The organism is Sagittula marina (assembly GCF_014196795.1).
Lineage (GTDB): Bacteria > Pseudomonadota > Alphaproteobacteria > Rhodobacterales > Rhodobacteraceae > Sagittula > Sagittula marina.
Genome location: NZ_JACIEJ010000005.1, coordinates 353,428 through 375,082, shown reverse-complemented (window position 1 = coordinate 375,082; position 21,655 = coordinate 353,428). Strand labels below are relative to the sequence as shown.

Sequence of the window (21,655 nt, the reverse complement as noted above, 5' to 3'; positions counted from 1 at the left end):
TCTCTCCCGATCGAGATCACCTGTAAAAAGGTCCGCCGCGCCAAGCAGGCCCCCTCCCCCGCTCCACCCGGGCAGCGGTACAGTTGTGGCCACTGCCGTTTATGTCACAAATTGTCCGCAGCGCGGCTCAAGGCTTCGGTCAGTGCCCGTCAACGACCAGGCCCTGCCGCACAGCTTCATTACCTCGACGTAGACCATTTGCGCGGATTAACCTGCCGTCGTCCTGGGTATTGATCCCCATCTCATCGTTGGAAGACTTATTGACCGTAGTGCCCGTATCAATGACGCGCACCTACGCACCCCTCCACAAAGAGCGCCCTCGGCGCGAGGACCCTTTGGCCTAGACAATCCCGACTAATTACATCAACTTTACCCATGTAAAAAGATCAGGAACACGCGTGATGCATTCTCAATTACACGACACCGGCACGTTTTCGACAACACATGCCAGCCGCTACCTGCAGCAGCTGTGCAAGCACTTCGGCCACAAGACAGAGGTACAATACGATGAAACGGCTGGCACAATTTCACTTTTGATGGGTCCGGCGCAGCTGCGTGCGACCGATGATCAACTGGAAGCCGTGATCTCTGCCGCCGACGCCGAAGGTCTTTCAAAAGCACGCCACATCATCGACAAGCACCTCGAACGCTTCGCCTTCCGCGAAGGTTTCAAGGCGATGGATTGGCAAGGCCCGCTTCCTGAGTGACGCCATGCCAGCGCATCGGGACCAAAACGCCAGATGGTGCGGCTCCTGAAACCGGTCGTCCACATCTCAATGTCCGGCGACTTGGCAGACGACTGGAACGCTCGTCTCTGCCGCCAACCCCGCCCGGCAGCCGTCTGAGGTCAAGCGACAGGATCCGCCGGCCGGATCGGCTGCGCGCACCATGTTCTGCTCAGGCGAACCCTGCCGAACAGCAAAGGGGCGACACCTCGGCAACATGGCGCAGCGATCATATCGGAGAGGTGCTTGGCCTAGCGGCACGGCAACATTCAGATCGTGAACATCAAACCTAATGGAAAAGCGACGCAGCACCTGCCCCGCGCGTGGCAGCGCACCCTCTGAACAGGACGTTTCAAGAGAACTATTATCCCGAGACGGCTGCCTTCCACATCACCGGGCTGACGTAGACAACGCTGTCATCGACGCTGACCATCACATCGCCGTCCTGAATGTTGACTTGCAACTTCATGGTGCGGCCTGCCATCTTTGCCAGTGCGTCGGTTTCCACCTCTGAAAGATTGACCACCTGCAGGTTGTCGAACCGGGTGGTACTGTTCTTGATCTTGTCCCACCAGATGTCAGCCGTCTTGCCGCCATAAGCGTAGACGACCACCTTGCCTGCCTTGGCACTGGACTGACGCACGACCTTTTCGCTGGGCAGTCCCAAGGCAATCCAGACATCCAGCTGGCCACTCAGGCTTTTCTGCCAGATGTCAGGTTCGTCATCAGTGGACAGGCCCTTGGCCATCTCCAAATGTTCATGAGCATTCAAAGCAAAAGCCACGAGGCGCACCATCAGCCGCTCATCCGTCTCCGACGGGTGCTTGGCCACGGTCAGCTTGTGCGTCTCGTAGTAGTGACGATCCATGTCGGAGACCGACAGTTCGACCTTATATATGGTGGCTTTTTGCGCCATGATCTGTCCTGAGCTCCAAAAGACGGGGACTGGCCCCGTCTGTCGGTGATGATCGCCCGGATAGCAAGGGCGCAGGCTCAATCAGGCGGCGGTGACGCGCCAGATGATATCGCCCACATCGTCGGCCATCAGCAGTGATTTCCCATCCGGGCCCAGCGTCACGCCAACCGGCCGCCCATAAGCCAGCTTCTCATCCTCAGACAGGAAACCAGACAGGATATCCCGCGACGGGCCGCTGGGTTTGCCGTTCTCGAACGGCACGAAGATCAGCTTGTAGCCACTGAGTTTCGATCGGTTCCACGACCCATGCTGGCCAATGACCATGCCCGCGCCGAAACCGGGCAACGTGCCGTCGGGCATCCAGCACAGACCAAGCGACGCGGTGTGACCACCAAGCGCGAAATCCGGCGTGACAGCGTGGGAGACCATGGCAGCATCCTGCGGCACGCGGTCATCAACCGTTTGCCCCCAATAGCAATACGGCCAGCCGTAGAAACCATCCTCCTCAACCGAGGTCAGATAATCCGGCGGGGTCTCGTCCCCCAGCCCGTCGCGTTCGTTCACCACGGTCCACAGCTTGCCGGTCACGGGTTCCCACGCCATGCCCACCGCATTGCGCAGACCGGAGGCAAAGATGCGTGCCGCACCGCTTGCGACGTCCAGTTCCCAAATGGCGGCGCGGCCTTCTTCAACCTCCATCCCCTGATCGGCGATGTTGGTCAGCGACCCGACGCCGGCATAGATCTTGCTGCCATCCGGAGAGACCAGCAGGCTGCGCGTCCAATGGCCGTGCGGTTTGAAATCGACCAGTTTTTCGCCCTCGCCCGCCAGCGCCGTGTCGCCAGAAGCATAGTCAAACACGCGCACGCCGTCCGTGTTGCCAAGGTAGAACCGGTCGCCCACCAACGCCATGCCAAAGGGCTGGTTCTGGTTTTCCACGAACACCTTGCGGACCTCGGCGACACCGTCGCCATCCGCATCACGCCATAGGGTCACGCGGTTGGCGCTTTTGCCAATGGCTTTGACACGCCGCATGGTCGCCTGTGCGGCGTGGTCCATCAGGGTTTTCGGCGGGCCTGCCTGTTCCTTTGATTCCGCCACCAGCACGTCGCCGTTGGGCAGGACTTCGATCCAGCGGGGATGGTCGAGACCGGAGGCAAAGGCGTTCACTTTCAGACCCGGCGCGCAGGTCGGCACATGGCCGTCCTTCCAGCCCTCGGCGGCGGGCATTTTCAGCGTCATGATGCCTTGCTTGCGGGCCGCGGGGATATCGGGCGTCGTGCCGAATGCCTGATGCGACGGCGCGCCCATACGCCGGACAAAGGCGATCGAGCCGCCAACCATGGCTGTTGCTTTGGCGATGAGGTCCATATCTGCTCCCTGAGATGTTTGGCCTCAAGCTAAAGGAAGTTACAGCGGTCCGACAGAGCATTCGGAGCATACAGCCACGCCAAGGCATGGCTTCCCTGACGTTCTGCAAACGGGGATGCGGGATTTATGCTTCAAATTGAGCGGACAGTTAATTGTCGACCGCACAATTGAAACCGGATTTGAGATTCAATCCGAAAAAGGTCGCCACCTACCGAAAGCGTGCAACGTCAGGGCAGCTGAAGACCAATCCCACCGAGCCAAACTCACCGGTTCTGACCGAGGCCGAAGCAGCGAGAGTGTTTGCCTTTGGGGCCGACTGCTGCTGGACCATCCTCTGCACGCCCTTCATGTGCAGTGCTGGCCGAATACGCCAACGAATTCCCTCTGCGGATCCAAAAGGGTTACAACAGTGTATGAGCCGGTGCTTCCTTGCGAAGTACAAGATCCGTAACGGGCGCTCGCACACTGATCGTTCATGCAGCATCGCTCAGACACGCCACGCACCGGATCACATGTTCCGCACCGCAATCAAAAACGCCTTTCATCAATCGGGCATCTGCCCTCAGCGTCTGAAACCCGATCAGACAGCATTCCTCTTTGGCGGAAAAATCGCCCGCGGCTGTTGAAAAAACCACGCCATAAAATGGGCAAACCGCCGGACTGAGCGTGGCGCCTGTGCACTTTACGCATCTGACCCCTTGCCCAGCCGTGGCGCCCCGGCCAGAGTGTTGCTTGATGTGTCAGGCATACATTGCCCGCATCGGATTTTCACTCCGACCGAAAGCCCTTCATGAACAAGCTCCAGAGAACGCCAGAGCGCTACACGACCGAGGAATACCGCAAACGCCTGTCCAAACTCCGACTGAAGATGGAAAAGCAGGGGTTGGACATGCTCATCCTCTCCGACCCGTCGAACATGTCCTGGGTGTCGGGATACGGCGGCTGGTCCTTTTATGTGCATCAATGCGTCGTAGTGGGCCCGACCGGCGACCCAATCTGGTTCGGGCGATCACAGGACGCGCAGGGTGCCTATCGCACCGTCTGGATCTCGCGCGACAACGTCATCGGCTACCCCGATCACTATGTGCAGTCCACCGAATGCCACCCGATGGAATTTCTCTGCGAAAAGCTCACCGATATGGGCTGGGACAAGGGAACCATCGGCGTCGAGATGGACAATTACTGGTTCTCCGCCCGCGCCTATGAGCGGCTGCAGCACGGGTTGCCGAATGCGAAATTTCAGGACGCCACCGGCTTCATCAACTGGGAACGTGCAGTAAAGTCCGACAAGGAACTGGAATACATGCGGCAGGCGGCGCGCATCGTCGAGCGGATGCACCACCGTATTGCCGACAAGGTCGACGTTGGGGTCCGCAAATGCGATCTGGTGGCCGAGATTTACGACGCCGGTCTGCGCTATGACGAATGGTATGGTCATGGCGGGGATTACCCTGCCATCGTGCCGCTGCTGCCATCGGGCCCGGACGCCGCTGCGCCACATCTGACGTGGGACGATCTGCCGATGAAGAACAACGAAGGCACGTTCTTCGAAATCGCGGGCTGTTACCAGCGCTATCACGTCCCGCTCTCAAGAACGATCTTTCTAGGAAAGCCTCCGCAGGAAATTCTGGATGCGGAAAAGGCTGTGATCGAAGGGATGGAAGCCGGACTGGAGGCCGCGCGCGCCGGGAACACCTGTCACCATATCGCGGATGCGTTCTTCAACTCGTTGGAAAAACGCGGCATCGTCAAGGACAACCGCTGTGGCTATTCAATCGGCCTGAGCTACCCGCCGGACTGGGGCGAACGCACCATGTCCTTGCGCCGCGGCGATATGACGGAGCTGGAGCCGGGCATGACGTTCCACTTCATGACCGGTTTGTGGATGGAAAGCTGGGGATACGAGACCACGGAATCCATTGCGATTACCGATGGCGACCCGGAGGTATTCTGCGACCTGCCACGCAAGATGCTTGTGAAATCGTAGGATGAGAGTGCCGCGAGGGGCCAGCCCCTCGCGGCACCCCGGTGTACTTTGAAGTTTAGAAACAGGGGCGCAGCGGGTTTCGCCGCGCCCCCTATCATGTCAGCCAAGCTCGGGCGCGACGGGCACAACCACGCGACCACGGATCTGGCCGTCGAGGAATTTCGGCGCCGTGGCAATGACCTCGGAGAGCGGCACTTCAACAGCGAGACCGCCAAGTTTGGAAAGGTCGAGCTCTTTGGCCAGTGCATCCCAAGCGGCACGGCGTTTTTTGGCGGGGCACATGACGCTGTCCACACCCGCAAGCGTCACGCCGCGCAGGATGAAGGGCGCAACGGAGCTCGGAAGGTCCATGCCTGCCGCCAGACCGCAAGCCGCCACAGTGCCGCCGTACTGCATCATGGACAACAGGTTGGCCAAAACGGTGCTGCCCGCCACGTCCACGCCACCCGCGAAGCGCTCCTTGTTCAGCGGGCGTACCTTGCCTGACAATTCTTCGCGGTCGATGATCTCGCTGGCGCCAAGGCCCTTGAGGTAGTCCGCCTCGGAGGCGCGGCCCGTGACAGCTGCCACTTTATATCCGCGATTGGCCAGAAGAACCGTTGCCACGGACCCGACACCGCCCGCCGCACCTGTGACAGCGATCGGACCACTGTCCGGCGTGACGCCGTTGGCTTCGAGCGCCTGCACGCAGAGCATCGCGGTATAGCCCGCAGTGCCGATTTCCATCGCCTGACGCATGGAAATGCCATCGGGCAGCGGCACCAGCCAGTCGCCCTTGACCCGCGCCTGTTTCGCCAGGCCACCCCAATGGGTTTCACCGACGCCCCAGCCGTTGAGGATGACCTTGTCCCCGGGCGTGTAGTCGGGATGCTGGCTGTCGGTGACGATGCCGGCAAAGTCGATCCCCGGAACCATCGGGAATTTACGCACAACGGGGGCGCTGCCGGTGATGGCGAGCGCGTCCTTGTAGTTCAGCGTGGACCACGCGACGTCAACGGTCACATCGCCCTCTGGCAACTGGTCAGCGCCGGCCTGGGTCAGGCTGACGGTTTGCTTGTCGTCGGATTTGTCGATCACGATTGCGTCGAACATGTCATTCTCCCACTTGGTTTATGTCTTTGAAATCAGGCTGAAGTAACTTTGGGTGAAGGCGTGCAGAGGCTCTGGCCCCTGCACCATCCTGGCGCGCAGCACGGCACCCTCCCACCCGGTCCAGAAAAGCTGCGCCAGCGCCTTCGGGTCGCCGTTCACCTCGGCTTTGGCAAGGCAGGCTTCGGTCCGATCCTGCCACCCGTCGAGGACCGCGCTCAACCGCGCGCGGAAGCTGTCCGGCAGGTTTGGCATCTCCTGGCCGAGGTTCCCGATCAGGCATCCGCGACGGAAACCATGTCGTGCCATGCCCGCTTCGGCATCCTTGGCGAAGGCGCGCAGACGGTCGATGGGCGCGCGCCTCGTATCGTCAAGGTTCCGGTCGAGCACCGTCAGGAAGTACGCGTCATACGCGGCGATCAGTTCAGATCCAAAAGCCTCCTTGGACCCGAAATGATGGTAAAAGCTGCCCTTGGGCACCCCGGCTGTACTGAGGATCTCATCCACGCCCGACGCCCCGTAGCCCCGTTCGGTGAGATGAGCCAATCCGGCGCGGATCAGCTTGGCCCGCGTCTCGGACTGGTCCGGCGCGGTGCGCGGACGTCCCCTGCGACGGGGGGAGACAGGCTGATCTGGGGCGGCCTCTTCGGTCATGCCCTAATATTTAGACCGATCCGTCTAATAAATCAACCCGGGTGGAGTTCGGCGGACCATGAGGCCACGGCGCGCGCCGCCTGCGCGATCAGATCAGCCTGCGTATGGCCGCTCACACGCTTGCGCGGCTTGAAGTCATGTTCCCCACCCTCCAGCCATTCCAATAAGATACGGTCCGAAAGCGGATAGGACGCCACCTCATCTCGCGTCCCAAAGGGATCTCGGGTGCCTTGGCAGATCAGGGTCGGCGTCTGCAAAGTTGCCAGATGAGCCACGCGCAGTTTTTCGGGTTTGCCAATGGGATGAAAAGGATAGCCAAGGCACAAGAGCCCGGCCACGCCGAGGTCGTCCGCCACCATGCTTGCCACGCGCCCGCCCATGGATTTCCCCCCGATCACCAGCGGCCCCTCCGCCGCCAACAAGCGCACCGCCGCGCGATATTCTGCGCAGAGAAGGTCCACCTTCGGCGGCGGGCGCTTGGTGCCACCAACGCGACGCTGCGCCATGTAGGCGAACTCAAACCGCGCCACGCGCAGCCCCTGCCCGGCCAAAGCCGCTGCCATGTCCTGCATGAAGCCGCTGTCCATTGCGGCCCCCGCTCCGTGTGCCAGAACAACGGTCAGCTGTGCCGCCTGTGGCCCGTCAAACAAAAACATCCCGACGCCTCTCCTCCTCGTATTTCCGGTCACTGTGCGCGGTGCGCAGGTCGGTTCGCAAGCCCATGAAGAATCATTGGAATCGCGCTTCGCAGTCGCTGCGATTTCAGCCGATTTGCGCAAAATTCATGTCAAAACCCGCTTTCATTACTGCAGGCAGGTCAGCCTCATTGACCCGTTAGTCAATGGCCTCGTCGATTTCGCACAAAAATTTGGCACCCTCGATGTCACGGCGATATGCAAGTAACCGCTTGATCCCGTTCATACATTCTCCAAACCCGGCATCTGACCACCGCAACGTAACCTCGATCAGCGCGACGCAAGAATTTACACGCGGTACTTTTTAGCCAAGTATTTGATCAGATGCTCTGGGACGAACGCAAACAAAGACGACAATCGCCAAGGCCCTGCACAATGCAGGGTCCTGTGACGTGGAATACGTCCGGCGTTCTGAGCATCAAAATTGCATCAATAGGGAGCAAACCATGAAATCCACCCTTCTGCCGATCGCAGCAGCCGTCACACTGGCGGCCGGAGCCGCAGGCGCCGCCACGCTGGACGACGTCAAAGCGAATGGACAACTTAAATGTGGTGTGAGCCAGGGCCTGCCCGGTTTTTCCACACCCGATGACAACGGCAACTGGACCGGACTGGACGTAGACTACTGCAAGGCGCTCGCCGCCGCGGTTCTGGGCGATGCCGACGCTGTCGAATATGTATCCTTGTCGGCCAAGGACCGCTTCACCGCGCTGTCCTCCGGCGAGATCGACGTGCTGTCGCGCAACACCACATGGACAATCACCCGCGACACCGATCTGGGCATCTCCTTCACTGGTGTGTCTTACTATGACGGTCAGGGCATGATGGTCCCGCGGGATCTGGGCGTGACATCCGCGCTCGAGCTGGATGGCGCAACGATCTGCACCAACACCGGCACCACCACAGAGCTGAACATCACCGACTATTTCAAGCAGCACGACATGGAATTCGAACTGGTCGCGCTGGAAAACTCTGACGAGGTTGTCGCAGCTTACGGCGCAGGCCGTTGCGACGTCTTCACCACAGACCGGTCGGGCGTGGCCGCTGAGCGTCTGAAGCTGGCGGATTCCGACGCGCACATGGTGCTGCCGGAAACCATCTCCAAGGAACCGCTTGGCCCGTCCGTGCGTGCCGATGACGAACAGTGGGAAAAGATCTCCCGCTGGGTGCTGAACGCACTCGTCGAAGCCGAAGAGCTCGGCATCACCTCCGAGAACACCGAAGAGATGATGTCCTCCGAGAACCCCTCCGTTCAGCGTCTGCTGGGTGCGGGTGAAAACGACTATGGCTCGCCCATGGGTCTCGACGCTTCCTGGGCGAAAAACGCCATCGAAGCCGTGGGCAACTACGGTGAAATCTACGAGCGCAACGTGGGTCCGGACACTCCGCTCGGTCTCGACCGCGGCGTGAACGCGCTGTGGACCGACGGTGGCCTGATGTACGCTCCGCCGATCCGCTAATCAGTTTGGCCTTGGAAGGGGACGGGTTCGCCCGTCCCTTTCTACATAATAAAAACAAACGATACGACAGTGGGGAAACATCCATGAGCTCGATGAGCGAAGGCGGCACACCCGCCGGAGGCAAGTCGTCGAAAGAGCGCACCGGTCTGGCAGCGCTGGTTTTCGACGCAAAAGCCCGATCCCTCTTTTTTCAGGCGCTTCTCGCGCTGGCCATTCTGGCGCTGATCTGGGTGGCCATCGGAAACGCCGCCGACAACCTTGCATCGCAGAACAAGCAATTTGGCTTCGACTTCTTTGACAGGCCCTCCGATATTCAGATCCTGACGACCTTCGGGACATGGATCACGGGCTACGAGGCAGGGGAACACACTGTCTTTGACGTCTTTCTAGTGGGCATTGCCAATACGCTGATCGTGTCCATTGTCGGCGTGATCATTGCGACGCTCTGGGGGTTTCTGCTTGGCATCTTCCGTCTGTCTCCGAACTTTGTTCTGCGCAGCTTTGCCACCATCTATGTCGAGTTGTTGCGCAACGTCCCGCTGCTGTTGCAGATCTTTTTCTGGACCGCCGTCTTGCGTCTGGTTGCCCCGTCAGAACGCGGCACCTATTCGACGCTGATCCCCGGTCTGTTCCAATTCGACGCCAAGGGCATCTACGGCCCCTACCCCATCCTCGAGGACGGCTTCGGCCTTGTGCTGATTACGTTCCTGATCGCTGTCGCCGCGTCCATCGGTTACGCGAAATGGGCCAAGAAACGTCAGGACGCCACCGGGCAGCCCTCCCCTGTTGCTCTGGTGTCTGCCGGGTTGATCATTGGCCTGACCGTTGTCGTCTATCTGATCATGGGGCGTCCGATGACGATCGAATGGCCGAACTTCGTGTCTGACGGTCCGATGCTGCGCCGTGGGTTCGAGCGGGGCATCGGCAGCTACATCGCGCCGGAATTCATGGCCTTGCTGCTGGCGCTGGCCAGCTACACCGCCGCCTTCATCGCAGAGATCGTGCGCGCCGGCATTCAGGCCGTGCCCAAGGGACAATCCGAAGCCGCCGCAGCACTTGGCCTGCCTGCAGGCATCGCCATGCGCAAGGTCATCCTGCCGCAGGCGTTCCGCGTGATCGTGCCCCCTCTGACCTCGCAATACCTGAACCTGACCAAGAACTCATCGCTGGCCGCAGCCATCGGCTACCCGGAACTCGTGGCGGTCTTTGCCGGCACGACGCTGAATCAGGTCGGCGCGGCGATCGAGATCATTGCCGTCGTGATCCTTGTGTATCTGGTGATTTCGCTGGTGACATCGTTTTTCATGAACTGGTTCAACAACCGCGTTGCGCTGGTCGAACGGTAAGGAAAAGACATGGTAGACAGACCTGTAGAATATCCCGCCGTCGATCACGAAGTCGCCTATGTGCGCACTGACGACGCGCCAACCCTGCCGGCACCGACGTCCGAGATTGGCGTGAAAGCGTGGCTATGGAAGAACATCTTCGCCTCCATGGCGGACTATTCCTCCGGCCCCAGGGCCGTGGCGTCGATCCTGATGACCATCATCACGGTTTTCACCGCCTATGCCCTGATCTGGATGATCTGGACGATGCTGGACTTCGCCGTGTTCTCGGCCACCTTCGGGGATCCCGAGGGCCTGAAGCGTGAAGCCTGCCTGCCCAACCCGAACGGCGCCTGCTGGCCCTATGTTCAGGCGAAGTGGTATCAGTTCATGTACGGCTTTTATCCCGACGACCAGGTCTGGCGCATCAACGTGCTGTTTGCGCTGCTGGCCGCCGGCATCGGGTGGCTGGTCTTCGGCCCGTCGCACAAGGGCAAGGTCGCGGCCTTCATGCTGTTCGGCTATCCTCTCCTGGCCTACGTCATGCTCAACGGCATGCCTGTCGAAGACGACGGCGACCTTGGCCACATCTTTGCGGGCATCTGGTTCCCGGCCCTCGTGGCAGCGGTGCTTTTTGCGGGCTGGTGGCTGGCCAGTTCCGGCAAATTCGGTGACGTCGGTCAGGCCTTTGCCCCCGCCTTGCTGATGGGCGTGATCGTGGTCGGCATCTTTGCGGTGCTTCCGCTGGTGACCATGACCCTCGACCTCGCGCTTGGCACCGAAGTGGTGGAGACCAACAAATGGGGCGGGCTGACCATCACGCTGGTGGTCGCGATTGCCGGCATCGTCGTGTCCCTGCCCGCTGGCATGTTGCTGGCGCTGGGGCGACGCTCGAACGCACCGATCATCCGCTACTCCTCCGTGATCTTCATCGAAGTCGTCCGGGGCATCCCGCTGATCTCGGTACTGTTCTTCGCCTCCGCGATGCTGCCCTACTTCCTCGCGCCCGGCGTGGACTTCAACAAGCTGCTGCGCGCCATGATCGGCGTGATGCTGTTTGCCTCCGCCTATATGGCAGAGGTCATCCGCGGTGGCCTGCAAGCGATCCCGAAGGGCCAGTACGAAGGCGGCATGTCGCTGGGCCTGTCCTTTTGGCAGCAGATGCGGCTGATCATCATGCCGCAGGCTCTGACGACGGTCATTCCGGGCATCGTGAACACCTTCATCGGCCTGTTCAAAGACACCACGCTTGTCCTGATCATCTCGATCTTCGACTTGCTGGGCATCCTTCTGGCGACCCTGAAAGACCCGGAATGGGCAACCGCCTCAACCGCCTACACAGGCTATCTCGTGATCGCGCTGATCTACTGGATCTTCTGCTTCGGCATGTCCCGCTACTCCGTCCACATGGAACGCAAACTCGACCGGTCGCACCGGTAAGAGGAGATTATTGCAATGACCGACACGGCAACCGCCCCCCGCACCGCGCTGAATGTCTCTGACGAGATAGCCATCGAAATCTCCGGCCTGAACAAATGGTTCGGCTCCTTCCACGTTTTGCGTAACATCAACCTGACCGTCTACAGCGGCGAGCGTATCGTCATCTGCGGTCCGTCCGGATCGGGCAAATCCACGATGATCCGCTGCATCAACGCGCTGGAGGAACATCAGGAAGGGATCATCGAAGTTGACGGCACGCGCCTGACCAACGACCTCAAGAACATCGACAAGGTGCGCTCCGAAGTTGGCATGTGCTTCCAGCATTTCAACCTGTTCCCGCATCTCACGATCCTGGAAAACTGCACGCTGGCACCGATCTGGGTCCGCAAGACGCCCAAGAAGGAAGCCGTCGAAACCGCGATGCATTACCTCGAAAAGGTGAAGATCCCCGATCAGGCCAGCAAGTACCCCGGCCAGTTGTCCGGCGGTCAGCAGCAACGTGTGGCCATCGCGCGCTCGCTATGCATGAAACCGCGTGTCATGCTGTTCGACGAACCGACATCGGCCCTCGACCCGGAGATGATCAAGGAGGTGCTCGACACCATGATCGAACTGGCCGAGGAAGGCATGACAATGCTCTGCGTCACGCACGAAATGGGCTTTGCCCGTCAAGTGGCGAACCGCGTCATCTTCATGGACCAGGGCCAGATCGTCGAACAAAACGAGCCGGAGGCCTTCTTCAACAATCCACAGTCCGAGCGTACAAAGCTCTTCCTGAGCCAGATCCTCGGCCACTGATCCGACCAACGACGCAAAAGCGCCTCCGCCGATTACGGCGGGGGCATTTTCATGCCGTAAGCATGCATATGCGGACGTCATAAATTTGTGAATTACGTTAGGTGACATTTTGCTTTGGCGAAAAGCCTCGCTAAGTCACCGAAAATGAAAACACATCCCCGCATCAATGCCGCCCTGATGGCACTTGTGGCCGCCTTGATGGTCGCCACCATTGCAATCGCCGTGACGGATCCTGTCATGTTCAAAGACTCTTTCGCGGCAGAGGACGGCATTGTCGAATACGGCACGGCCATCTTCCTGGTCTTTGGCGCTCTCACCCTGTTCAGGCGCGCCTTTGCCGGTCATGAACTGGTTGGCCTCCGCTTTTCCATTTTGTCTGTGATGTACGGAGCCCTGTTCATCTTTGCCGCGGGCGAGGAAGTGTCCTGGGGCCAGCGGATCCTTGGCATTGATACGACCGGCATCTTCCTGGAGCATAACGACCAACAGGAATTGACCCTGCACAACATGGTCATCGGCGGTGTCAAACTGGACGAGGTCGTTTTCGGCAACCTTCTGTCTGTGGTTCTCCTGAGCTATCTGATCCTGCTGCCGCTCCTCTGGTCGCGCGCTGCGTGGGTTCGCAATCTGGGCACATGGCTTGCGGTGCCAGTGCCGCGTCTGCAACATGCCTTGGCGACCTTCATCGTGACCGTCATAATTGGCGTGATCCCGGTTGATCGCAAATGGGAGGTCTACGAACTGGCCTTCGCGCTCATTTCCCTGGGCATCTTCCTGTTTCCGCAGAATGCAATGGCCAGTTCCACGCAGGGGGGCCAGGCTGGCGTCGGACAGCGTTCTGCCTCCGCCGAGCGTGCGGAGATTGAAATTGCGAATGCGTGACCGTCACCGGCGATCGTCTGACGCCGCGTGCCCGCCAGTTTTCATTCCGCCGCATATTTAGGCAAAAACCATAGAAATCCGCTCCTGCTTCGGATCTTACGCCGCATTGCAGAAAAATAGGGTCGTTTTCGGAACCCCTCCGCCAATTTGACGTTAGTGTCCCGTGTGAGCGCAAACGCTCACGCGCTGAAATTTTGAGCGCGAAAGCCAAGTGGACCAATGGAGCACCCGATCAAGGATATCCCCACCAACCCCGCCTCTACCCCCAGTGACGGCCCCGAAGACAAGGCATCGTCAGCCCCCTACACGCGCGTGACCGTTCTCGGTGCAGGCAGTTGGGGCACGGCTCTCGCTGCGGTGATTGCCCGAAACGGACACGAGGTCCGCCTTTGGTCTCGCCGCCCCGATCAAGCCGATGCGATCAACAAGACCGGGCAGAACAAGGATTACCTCGACGGCATCGACCTGCCCAAGGGCATCACCGCGACCAGCGATCTGGCAGAAGCGCTTGATGGCACAGAGGCCGTTCTTCTCGTCACCCCTTCCTCCACCCTGCGCGCCATGTGCCAGGCCATCGCGCCGCACTTGCCCACAGGCATCCCGATCGCACTGGCCTGCAAGGGCGTCGAGCGTCGCACGGGCCTGCTGCTGAGCGAAGTGGTCATTGATGAGCTTCCGGGCCACGCGGTCGGAGCCGTCTCCGGTCCGACATTCGCTCGTGAAACCGCGCTGGACCACCCGACAGCCGCGACCGTGGCGTTCAATTTCTCCTACACGGATCGCCTGTCGCCCTATGCCAGCCCCGCCGCGCGACTGGCGCTGACGCTGTCCGGCAACGGCTTTCGCCCTTATGTCTCCGACGATCTCGTTGGGGTCGAACTGGGCGGCGCAGTGAAGAATGTTATCGCCATAGCCTGCGGGATGATGTCCGGCGCAGGCTTTGCCGAGAACACGCGCGCGGCCCTGATCACACGCGGCATTGACGAGATGAAGCTGCTCGCCACCGCGTTGGGCGGACGTCGCGAGACCGTGACCGGCTTGTCCGGCGCGGGCGATCTGACACTGACCTGCTCGTCCACCACCTCGCGGAACATGTCGCTCGGCCATCAACTGGGACAAGGTATTCCGCGTCCGTCCTGCTTTGAAGGCCGCAATGTCGTCGTGGAGGGCGAAGTCAACGCAGTCTCCGTGACGGACCTCGCCAAACGGGTTGGTGTGCCCATGCCGATCTGCGACACGGTGCATTCCGTGCTGCACGAAGGCGCCGACCTCCAGGAGGCATTTTCCGCGCTTTGGGCCCGCCCGATCGAGGCGGAGCCCTTTGGCATGGACCTCTTGCTGGCCCACCCCGCCCCCAAACAATCCCTGCAATTCGGAGAACCGTCGTGAACGTCCACGCCACCCCTCGCCCCGCCATTGCCGACCGCCGCTTTACTCTGGCCACCGACCTTGACGGAACCTTTCTAGGTGGCACCGATGCCGAGCGTGACCAACTGTACCGCTGGATCGAAGAGAACCGCGACAGCGTTGGCCTGATCTTCGTCACCGGACGCGATCCGGAATTCATCATGGAAATGTGCCGTGATCGCCACCTCCCGTGGCCTGAATACGTCGTTGGCGACGTCGGAACGACCATCGCAGAGGTCACGGCAGACGGTCATGTCACCCCCATTCCCGCCTTGGAAGAGGACATCGCCGACCGCTGGAAAGACAGCGGCGACGTGGTCCGCACCACGCTGGACGGGCACCCCGGTCTCACGCTGCAGCCGACACCCTTCCGATACCGCGTGAGCTATGACCTCGACCCTGCGAGCTTCGACGACAGCGCCAAGCATCGCGTCGAAGAGATGGGCCTCGACTGGCTGATCTCCGACAACAAGTATTTCGACGTGCTGCCCAAGGGGGTCTCCAAGGGCCCTTCCATCCGCCGTCTCGTCGAACATCTGGGCATCCCCGAGGCGCGCGTGCTGTGCGCCGGGGACACCCTCAACGATCTGTCCATGCTGGTCTGCGGCCTGCCCGCCGTCGCCGTGGGCAATTCCGAACCCGATCTGGTCGCCCGGCTTGATGGCCACGACACCTATCGCGCCAAGGCCCACGGCGCCGCAGGTATCCTCGAAGCCATCGCCGCGCTCGACCTTCACGACACGCCGAAAGGATAAATCATGCCGTCCGATTCGAGAGAACGCTCCAATCTGGTCATCGTCTATCACCGTCAGCCTTACGAAGAGGTCGAGGTAGACGGCAAGATCGAATACCATGAGAACAAGTCACCCAATGGCATCGTGCCCACGCTGAAGTCCTTCTTTGGCAGGTTCGACAAAGGCGCGTGGGTGGCATGGAAAAACTCCGACGACCCGGCACATCCCGACTTTGAACGCGTCGTGGAGATCTCGGACGCCTATGGCACCTATAACGTCTCCCGCCTGCCGCTGACGCCGGAACAGGTCACGTCGTTCTATCACGTCACGTCCAAGGAAGCGTTTTGGCCAATCCTCCACGGCTTCAAGGAACGCTATAACTACGACCCCGTCGATTGGTCCACGTTCCGTGAAGTGAACTGGGCTTTCGCCGAGGCCGCCGCTGCCGAAGCCGCCGAGGGTGCCGTGGTCTGGGTGCATGACTACAATCTATGGCTGGTGCCGGGCTACCTGCGCACCCTGCGGCCTGACGTGAAAATCAGCTTCTTCCACCACACGCCCTTCCCCGGCGCGGACATTTTCAACGTCCTGCCGTGGCGCAAGGAAATCCTTGAATCACTGCTGGCCTGCGACGTGGTGGGTTTCCACATTCCGCGCTATGTGAACAACTTCGTGTCCGCCGCGCGGTCCTTGCTCGAAGTCGACACACAGAAGCGTGAGAAGGTGAAGCCGGAGCTGAACAACCAGACCTCTGCCCTCTCCGAGCAGTCTGTCGTCACTGAACTGGCGTATGAAGGACGCACCGTGCGCTTGGCCGCCAGCCCGGTTGGGGTCGATGTGGAATACATTGAAAACCTTGCCAAAAGCGAAGAAACAGCCACAAAGCTCGCAGAGATCCGCGAAAATCAGGGCGACCGCCGCCTGATCCTCTCCGTGGGCCGCACCGACTACACAAAGGGCGGCATTGAACAGCTCGAAAGCTATGAGCGCCTCCTGGAAAACCATCCGGAGCTGCGCGACAAAATCCAGTTGATGCACGTCTCCGTCGCGGCCAACGCGAACATGACCGCCTATCAGCAAATTCAGGAAGATCTCGAAAGCATGGCAGGCCGGATCAACGGCCGCTTTGGCAGCTTTGAATGGCAGCCGCTGGTCCTGATCTCGCGCCCCGTGCCGTTCAAGGAGCTGGTCGCCTATTATCGCGCCGCCGACGTGGCGTGGATCACGCCGCTCGCTGATGGCATGAACCTTGTGTGCAAGGAATACTGCGCCTCCCGGACGGATGGAGACGGCGTTCTGGTACTGTCCGAATTTGCCGGTGCCGCGGTGGAGATTGCCACCGCCGTTCCGACGAATCCATTCAGCTACAAGAGCATGGACAGCGCTTTGCTACATGCGCTTGCCATGGATGAGGACGAACGCCGGGGCCGTATGAAAGTCGCCCGCGATTTGGTGAAAAAGCAGGATGTCCGCTTCTGGGCGGAGGACCAGATGCGCGCATTGGATCTGGGCTCGGACGAAATGGCGAACGCCTCCGAACCCGCCTGATTTTTTTGTAGTTAATGACAAAAAGCGCCGCGCAACGGGTTTGCGCGGCGCTTTTCGATTCGAAAGTAAACAACCGACCGGAAAACCCCGGCGAACCGGTCGGTTCACACCCTACACGATGTTAGGTTTGGTAAAGGTTGCGTTTTTTCGATGTGGACGAGCCCTTGCCCGGACACCAAATGTGGACCGTACGCGGGGTTAACTGCGGCGTACGATCCCCCTATTGCAGCGCAAAAAGTTAACGTGCCGAAATGACTCCGGCGGCGCACCACTGGTCAAATTGACCGAGCACTGCGTCAACGAAAGCCGCATCATTGATGTGTGCGTCCACCTCTTTCAGCACAACATTCGCCGGGCAGGCCTCGCGAACCGCACCAACGAAAGCGGCCAGCCCGTCAGGGTCGCTGAGCGGCCCGCCCGCTCGATCCCACTCATTTCCGCCGTGCATCGGGAGCAGAAAGACCGTTTGACCCTGGGCGTTTGCGAGCTTGGCGCAAAGCTCCCGCGCCATCGCGCACCGCTGCTCAGTCGTCATCAAGACGGAGGACAGCAAGCGATTGTGCGTCTGCACCTCCTGCCCGCGCAGCGCCTCCGGCACGTTGTGCCAGCCAATGAAATCGACCAGATCATAACACCCGATGGACACCATCTGAGGCGTTCCATTGGCTCCGGCGTTGGTCATGCGATCCGCCCCGGCAGAGAGCGCGGACCCCATCAAATGATTGCCAACCTCCTGCGGAGCGAAATCCATCACGCAGGCGAAAACCCCTTCAGCCGCAAGCGTCTCGAACGCGCGTCCTCCCATGCCTGTGGCGTGGAAAATGGCGACCTCGAACCCGCGCGCTTCCAAGGCAGGTTTCAACGCAACCATATAACGCAAAACGGTTTTCCCGAAGGACGTCATGCCAATCAGCGGTTTTTCAGTCTGCGGTTTCTCCACCGCGCGGGCAGCCCCGAGCACAGCGCCGGCGGCCTGAGACAAGGAAGACTTGCACACCGAGTTCAGCCCATAAAGTCCGCCGGACCAGAGCATCATCTGGATGTCGGAGGCCAGCCTTTCTGCGGGGATCAAGGGCGAAAAACTGACCGTTGAGACAATATATTTCGGCACTCCGAGCGGCAAAGCGGCGCAGACGTCCAGCGCGAGGTCAGTGCCCATGGTCCCACCCAGAACAATCACCCCGTCAAAAAGCCCTTCGTGGTAAAGCCGCAAAGCCAAACGGGCCGCGCCGCATGCCATGATCTCCATGGCGCGGCTCTCATCCGCGAAAGAAATGGCCTCCGCGATGGAGCTGCCCGCCTCTTCCGCCACCGCGTCCTTCGGATAATCGCATGGCCTTGCGGGCTCCCCCAACACACCAACATCCATCGTGCGCACGCCGCCGCCCTGCCCCCGGATCACATCCGCAATGTAGTCGAGTTCCGCATTTTTCGTGTCGAAGGTGCCCACGATGAGGATAGTCCTGTCGGCCATGCTATTCCTTTTCCGACTCCCTTGAGGTTCTCAAATTAACTATCTGACGAAGCCATGAAGCGATCTGCCCTGAGCATTGCCGGATTGCTCCACGCCGCCAAGCGGCAAATCCACCTCTGCACCGCCGTCGAGTTTCACACGCACTAAACACCTCTATCTTTCTAACAAGTTATAGTGACCACGACAGATCTGCCGACGAAAAACGGCGTTGTTGCATAAAGCGGGTAGAGGGCGAATTAGCCCCTTTCCAAATTTGATCATTTGACACAGGTGATCTCGGCCGTTTCTAGGGTCGCGAAGCGGCTCATAAGCGCGATGCGGATCTCAGCAGTCTGCCAAACTGGATCCCGCAACATGATACGCCGCCCGAACGCCTTGAGGCATCGCATTCTGGCTTCGATACGACTTGTTGTAGCTGGACCAGTTTGCGGTTCGATAGCGGGGGAGGACGCCTTCGGCATGCCACCGATCTAACCTACCGGATTCGTGATGTGATTCCCGGGCAGCCTTTACGCATCAACGCTATGCGGCAGGCTCTTTCGGTTTTTTAATGGTCGACATCGGGTTTGTCGGCATGAACCCCCATTCATTAGTGACCGCTGTACTGAAACCAGTACCAATCAGGATCATTTCGCGCTTGACCGATCCGGGGGCAACCTCACGCAACCAGCGATCACACCATTCTGAAAAATTGCTCGCCTCAAGATCAAAAAGCCGAATCGCCGCGATCATGTTACTCTGCAGCCGGTCAAGGCGCACGATATCCCAGCGGTGCCCGCGCTTGCTCGGTGAGACTTCTCTACGGTATCATCGAACAGAGGTGAAAGGCTCTGCTCCGTCGCCACCTTTTCCCCGTTGACGATCAAATATTCCTGCCGCGCGGCCCAATCTTGCGCCTGGCGTCTCGTCGGCCACACTTTAGACCGCCGCACGCCGTGCTTTTGCACCTGTGCGCGCCAGCCACTGTTCTGCTTTGAGAAGGTCGCCGTCCCCCACTCTGTCCCGAAGTGCGTCATTTATGGGGAATTGTAAGCGCGAAATTGCTCGCCAATGGAAGCAACGGCGCGGACCCAAGGGACAAAGCCTTTGTATTGCTGTCAAATTCGCGCAGGAAGACGCAAGATGGTTTGGTAAATGGTGCCCCCACACGGAGCGCCTTATTAAAGGTTTTTCCCTTAAAATTCATACGCTAGGTGCCCCACGGGGGTAAATAGAGCGCCCGTTAAAGATCAATAGGTTATATAGGGGGTGCCCCACGATATCTGGGCATCTTCGTTCAGAAGCGGCAACGGGTGCCCAAGGCTCAAAACGCTGGTTTCGCTCTACTGAACTGGCACAGAAACCAGTCCCGCCGAAATCGTCAGCTCCGCACTTAGAACAGGTCGCACCCATCATTCCCTCAACTACTGGGCATCCAGCCGACGTTTCGCGCGTTTTGTAAAACAAAGATCGCCCCTATTTCTCACGTGCCCCATCCAGGGCATTAACCATGGGGTCGAAGTACCGGCGCATATCATCCGCGCCCACGCACCCACACCAGCGGCACTGGCATCGGGGCAGGATCTTATCGCGGGTCATGCCAAGCGATTCCGCCGGGGCCTGAATATTGTTGTCTGCGCCGCAGGATGCGCAGGAGAACCAGAGCGCGTTCACCGGGGGCCAAAGTTCAAAACGCACGCGCGAGGTGCGATGCCTTCACGTATGCACATCATGTGCTGAGAGTAGTAGACCTGCACCCCCGCAGAGATCAGAATTGCACCGGCGATTATAAGCGCGGCTTTGGTCATGGGGCATCCTCCCTTAAAAGACCACCCGAAAGAGTACGGGTACAGCTTGGAGTAGGGTTCCGACTCCCACCGTGACCAAGCCCCATTTTGCAGCTTTCGATGACCAAAGCAGGTTCTGCACCATGGGCAACTTCAAGTTCCCCTCTTTCGTACCTCCAGAATACCTCGAAAGACCGATCTTAATTGCGTCATCTTCTCTAAGTATCACGGCTTTTGCCGTCACTCCGGCACCAACCAAAGTCAGTAATAGCCCTGCGAGCGTGATCAGGTCTGCAATATACGAATTCAAAATTATAACCCCTCCTGTTTCAGACCAGCACCTCGCCACGATCCGCGTGGCAGAGATAGAACTTGATGCGCGGCGGCAGGCCGCTGATCCGGCTCCGCTTCGACCAGATCGGGCGATGCCGCCGCCCCGCGCGTGTCCACGCATTGAGGGCTTCCCAGAACGGGTGGCGCGGGTCATTCGGTTGAGTTGCGCGAGGCTCGAAATCAACCTTCCGCAGCAGCAGCGGCCCGAACATATCCGAGAACTCGAACCACCACTCCCTCCCGCCGTAGCGCAACAGCAGCGGGCCACGGCCCCAGCAATCGAGGTGAGCATTTCCCATGTTGACCGGGTGATGACCGAACGCCATGTGCATCGCTTCGCTCTCCTTACTTGGGCTTTGGCTTGCCCGCATCGGTCACGCCGCGCAGGAAACCGTCCGCATATTTCGGTCCACCGACGTTGCTCGCATGAACCGCGTCAAAGTGGTCCGGGTCACGGGGCACGCGCTGGCCGCTCACCAATCCGGCGCGGTATCCTTCTTCCTCTGTGTTGTTCATGAATGTCGCTCCTGTTTAGACTTCTATCGCCAGCACTTCCGGCGTCACATTGCGCGCCAATTCAGCGCGGCAATCGTCCGAACAAGCGGCCTTGCCCGTCACGACCGATGCAGACCACCCTTGCGCCATCATCATCCCGCCTATCTGCGTCAGGCCAAAACTGCCGCGCATTGAGGATTGGAACACACCGCGCTTGCCGCAGGCGTCACACTTTATGTCGATGCAAGGCATGTCGCGCTCCTTTCTAGGACTAGGGTTTTGGTTGGACGTGCTTTGCGAATGCGGCATCGAATACACGCCTCACTCGGCCAATCGGCCAGCCGGTGCCGTGGCAATGGCCGCACTTCGCCCAAGCGCCGGTGCGGTCGTAGGTGGTGTCCTCGAACCACCCCGCACCATTGCACTTAAGGCAGTGCGATGCCGCAGCATCAGCTTCGCGCTTCTTTGCGGCGGCCAGTCGCCGCTCAAGGTCAGCCACGCTATCGTGCCTACGACCCCATCTAGCCCGTTCTTCCGGCGTCATCGCGTTATAGAC

General features: G+C 59.9%; 21 protein-coding genes and 1 pseudogene. 11 read left to right on the top strand and 11 right to left on the bottom strand.

Annotation, left to right across the window (positions count from 1 at the left end):
* The first annotated feature begins 401 nt into the window (after positions 1-401).
* Complete coding sequence (locus tag GGQ68_RS12405) at positions 402-707, top strand: DUF2218 domain-containing protein (RefSeq protein WP_183966414.1); 306 nt, start codon at positions 402-404, stop codon at positions 705-707.
* Positions 708-1,089: 382 nt separating this feature from the next.
* Here GGQ68_RS12405 and GGQ68_RS12400 read toward each other — a convergent pair whose 3' ends face one another.
* Together GGQ68_RS12400 and GGQ68_RS12395 are read right to left on the bottom strand one after the other, a co-directional pair.
* Complete coding sequence (locus tag GGQ68_RS12400) at positions 1,090-1,641, bottom strand: YaeQ family protein (protein ID WP_183966412.1); 552 nt, start codon at positions 1,639-1,641, stop codon at positions 1,090-1,092.
* Between the two features lie 81 nt (positions 1,642-1,722).
* Positions 1,723-3,012 carry a PQQ-dependent sugar dehydrogenase gene (locus tag GGQ68_RS12395; protein WP_183966410.1) on the bottom strand — a complete coding sequence of 430 codons (1,290 nt, stop codon included), beginning with the start codon at positions 3,010-3,012 and terminating at the stop codon, positions 1,723-1,725.
* A 152-nt stretch (positions 3,013-3,164) separates the two neighbouring features.
* Between GGQ68_RS12395 and GGQ68_RS12390 the strand changes: the two genes are divergently transcribed.
* Positions 3,165-3,638 carry a hypothetical protein gene (locus tag GGQ68_RS12390; RefSeq protein WP_183966408.1) on the top strand — a complete coding sequence of 158 codons (474 nt, stop codon included), beginning with the start codon at positions 3,165-3,167 and terminating at the stop codon, positions 3,636-3,638.
* Between the two features lie 164 nt (positions 3,639-3,802).
* A complete protein-coding gene (gene doeA, locus GGQ68_RS12385) occupies positions 3,803-4,999 on the top strand; it encodes an ectoine hydrolase DoeA (RefSeq protein ID WP_183966406.1) in 1,197 nt (398 codons plus the stop codon).
* A 99-nt stretch (positions 5,000-5,098) separates the two neighbouring features.
* On the opposite strand, the gene acuI is transcribed toward doeA, so the two are convergent.
* From acuI to GGQ68_RS12370, 3 genes are read right to left on the bottom strand one after another with little or no spacing between them, the layout of a single operon-like run.
* Positions 5,099-6,091: an acrylyl-CoA reductase (NADPH) gene (gene acuI / locus GGQ68_RS12380; RefSeq protein ID WP_183966404.1), complete on the bottom strand. Its 993-nt coding sequence runs from the start codon at positions 6,089-6,091 to the stop codon at positions 5,099-5,101.
* Positions 6,092-6,109: 18 nt separating this feature from the next.
* A complete protein-coding gene (gene acuR / locus GGQ68_RS12375) occupies positions 6,110-6,742 on the bottom strand; it encodes an acrylate utilization transcriptional regulator AcuR (protein WP_183966402.1) in 633 nt (210 codons plus the stop codon).
* 32 nt (positions 6,743-6,774) lie between these two features.
* On the bottom strand, positions 6,775-7,398 hold the full coding sequence (locus GGQ68_RS12370; protein ID WP_183966400.1) for an alpha/beta family hydrolase: 624 nt from the start codon (positions 7,396-7,398) through the stop codon (positions 6,775-6,777).
* 485 nt (positions 7,399-7,883) lie between these two features.
* Here GGQ68_RS12370 and GGQ68_RS12365 point away from each other — a divergent pair, with 485 nt between their 5' ends.
* From GGQ68_RS12365 to ggpS, 8 genes are all read left to right on the top strand, one after another.
* Positions 7,884-8,897: an amino acid ABC transporter substrate-binding protein gene (locus GGQ68_RS12365; protein ID WP_183966398.1), complete on the top strand. Its 1,014-nt coding sequence runs from the start codon at positions 7,884-7,886 to the stop codon at positions 8,895-8,897.
* Positions 8,898-8,980: 83 nt separating this feature from the next.
* Positions 8,981-10,243, top strand: a complete 1,263-nt coding sequence (locus tag GGQ68_RS12360) for an amino acid ABC transporter permease (protein ID WP_183966396.1) — start codon at positions 8,981-8,983, stop codon at positions 10,241-10,243.
* A gap of 9 nt (positions 10,244-10,252) precedes the next feature.
* A complete protein-coding gene (locus GGQ68_RS12355; RefSeq protein ID WP_183966394.1) occupies positions 10,253-11,662 on the top strand; it encodes an amino acid ABC transporter permease in 1,410 nt (469 codons plus the stop codon).
* A 15-nt stretch (positions 11,663-11,677) separates the two neighbouring features.
* A complete protein-coding gene (locus GGQ68_RS12350; RefSeq protein ID WP_183966392.1) occupies positions 11,678-12,460 on the top strand; it encodes an amino acid ABC transporter ATP-binding protein in 783 nt (260 codons plus the stop codon).
* Between the two features lie 144 nt (positions 12,461-12,604).
* On the top strand, positions 12,605-13,342 hold the full coding sequence (locus GGQ68_RS12345) for a hypothetical protein (RefSeq protein WP_183966390.1): 738 nt from the start codon (positions 12,605-12,607) through the stop codon (positions 13,340-13,342).
* Positions 13,343-13,561: 219 nt separating this feature from the next.
* Positions 13,562-14,731 (top strand): NAD(P)H-dependent glycerol-3-phosphate dehydrogenase, encoded by a 1,170-nt coding sequence (locus GGQ68_RS12340; protein ID WP_183966388.1) that lies wholly within the window; start codon positions 13,562-13,564, stop codon positions 14,729-14,731.
* Positions 14,728-15,504 carry an HAD-IIB family hydrolase gene (locus tag GGQ68_RS12335; RefSeq protein ID WP_183966386.1) on the top strand — a complete coding sequence of 259 codons (777 nt, stop codon included), beginning with the start codon at positions 14,728-14,730 and terminating at the stop codon, positions 15,502-15,504. Before GGQ68_RS12340 ends, GGQ68_RS12335 begins: the two co-directional genes overlap by 4 nt.
* A gap of 3 nt (positions 15,505-15,507) precedes the next feature.
* Positions 15,508-17,031, top strand: a complete 1,524-nt coding sequence (gene ggpS, locus GGQ68_RS12330; RefSeq protein ID WP_183966384.1) for a glucosylglycerol-phosphate synthase — start codon at positions 15,508-15,510, stop codon at positions 17,029-17,031.
* 238 nt (positions 17,032-17,269) lie between these two features.
* Here ggpS and GGQ68_RS12325 read toward each other — a convergent pair whose 3' ends face one another.
* The 6 genes and pseudogenes from GGQ68_RS12325 to GGQ68_RS12300 all read right to left on the bottom strand — a co-directional run bounded on the left by GGQ68_RS12325 (position 17,270) and on the right by GGQ68_RS12300 (position 21,351).
* The gene (locus GGQ68_RS12325) at positions 17,270-18,505 is read right to left on the bottom strand and encodes a Tm-1-like ATP-binding domain-containing protein (protein ID WP_183966382.1); all 1,236 of its coding nucleotides are present in this window, start codon (positions 18,503-18,505) and stop codon (positions 17,270-17,272) included.
* 257 nt (positions 18,506-18,762) lie between these two features.
* Positions 18,763-18,918 (bottom strand): annotated as a pseudogene (locus GGQ68_RS12320) (IS5/IS1182 family transposase); the annotation flags it as partial.
* Between the two features lie 109 nt (positions 18,919-19,027).
* Positions 19,028-19,237 (bottom strand): hypothetical protein, encoded by a 210-nt coding sequence (locus tag GGQ68_RS12315; RefSeq protein WP_183966380.1) that lies wholly within the window; start codon positions 19,235-19,237, stop codon positions 19,028-19,030.
* Between the two features lie 1,363 nt (positions 19,238-20,600).
* The gene (locus tag GGQ68_RS12310) at positions 20,601-20,936 is read right to left on the bottom strand and encodes a hypothetical protein (RefSeq protein ID WP_183966378.1); all 336 of its coding nucleotides are present in this window, start codon (positions 20,934-20,936) and stop codon (positions 20,601-20,603) included.
* Positions 20,937-20,949: 13 nt separating this feature from the next.
* Positions 20,950-21,120, bottom strand: coding sequence for a hypothetical protein (locus GGQ68_RS12305; RefSeq protein WP_183966376.1), 171 nt, complete (start codon positions 21,118-21,120; stop codon positions 20,950-20,952).
* A 15-nt stretch (positions 21,121-21,135) separates the two neighbouring features.
* Entirely contained in the window at positions 21,136-21,351 is a 216-nt protein-coding gene (locus GGQ68_RS12300; RefSeq protein WP_183966374.1) for a hypothetical protein, read from the bottom strand.
* Positions 21,352-21,655 lie beyond the last annotated feature (304 nt).

Excerpts from the sequence above, each read along its gene's own strand:
- GGQ68_RS12405 (WP_183966414.1), top strand. The coding sequence starts at position 402 with ATGCATTCTCAATTACACGACACCGGCACGTTTTCGACAACACATGCC.
- GGQ68_RS12400 (WP_183966412.1), bottom strand. The coding sequence starts at position 1,641 with ATGGCGCAAAAAGCCACCATATATAAGGTCGAACTGTCGGTCTCCGAC.
- GGQ68_RS12395 (WP_183966410.1), bottom strand. The coding sequence starts at position 3,012 with ATGGACCTCATCGCCAAAGCAACAGCCATGGTTGGCGGCTCGATCGCC.
- doeA (WP_183966406.1), top strand. The coding sequence starts at position 3,803 with ATGAACAAGCTCCAGAGAACGCCAGAGCGCTACACGACCGAGGAATAC.
- acuI (WP_183966404.1), bottom strand. The coding sequence starts at position 6,091 with ATGTTCGACGCAATCGTGATCGACAAATCCGACGACAAGCAAACCGTC.
- acuR (WP_183966402.1), bottom strand. The coding sequence starts at position 6,742 with ATGACCGAAGAGGCCGCCCCAGATCAGCCTGTCTCCCCCCGTCGCAGG.
- GGQ68_RS12370 (WP_183966400.1), bottom strand. The coding sequence starts at position 7,398 with ATGTTTTTGTTTGACGGGCCACAGGCGGCACAGCTGACCGTTGTTCTG.
- GGQ68_RS12365 (WP_183966398.1), top strand. The coding sequence starts at position 7,884 with ATGAAATCCACCCTTCTGCCGATCGCAGCAGCCGTCACACTGGCGGCC.
- GGQ68_RS12360 (WP_183966396.1), top strand. The coding sequence starts at position 8,981 with ATGAGCTCGATGAGCGAAGGCGGCACACCCGCCGGAGGCAAGTCGTCG.
- GGQ68_RS12355 (WP_183966394.1), top strand. The coding sequence starts at position 10,253 with ATGGTAGACAGACCTGTAGAATATCCCGCCGTCGATCACGAAGTCGCC.
- GGQ68_RS12350 (WP_183966392.1), top strand. The coding sequence starts at position 11,678 with ATGACCGACACGGCAACCGCCCCCCGCACCGCGCTGAATGTCTCTGAC.
- GGQ68_RS12345 (WP_183966390.1), top strand. The coding sequence starts at position 12,605 with ATGAAAACACATCCCCGCATCAATGCCGCCCTGATGGCACTTGTGGCC.
- GGQ68_RS12340 (WP_183966388.1), top strand. The coding sequence starts at position 13,562 with ATGGAGCACCCGATCAAGGATATCCCCACCAACCCCGCCTCTACCCCC.
- ggpS (WP_183966384.1), top strand. The coding sequence starts at position 15,508 with ATGCCGTCCGATTCGAGAGAACGCTCCAATCTGGTCATCGTCTATCAC.
- GGQ68_RS12325 (WP_183966382.1), bottom strand. The coding sequence starts at position 18,505 with ATGGCCGACAGGACTATCCTCATCGTGGGCACCTTCGACACGAAAAAT.
- GGQ68_RS12315 (WP_183966380.1), bottom strand. The coding sequence starts at position 19,237 with ATGATCGCGGCGATTCGGCTTTTTGATCTTGAGGCGAGCAATTTTTCA.
- GGQ68_RS12310 (WP_183966378.1), bottom strand. The coding sequence starts at position 20,936 with ATGCACATGGCGTTCGGTCATCACCCGGTCAACATGGGAAATGCTCAC.
- GGQ68_RS12305 (WP_183966376.1), bottom strand. The coding sequence starts at position 21,120 with ATGAACAACACAGAGGAAGAAGGATACCGCGCCGGATTGGTGAGCGGC.
- GGQ68_RS12300 (WP_183966374.1), bottom strand. The coding sequence starts at position 21,351 with ATGCCTTGCATCGACATAAAGTGTGACGCCTGCGGCAAGCGCGGTGTG.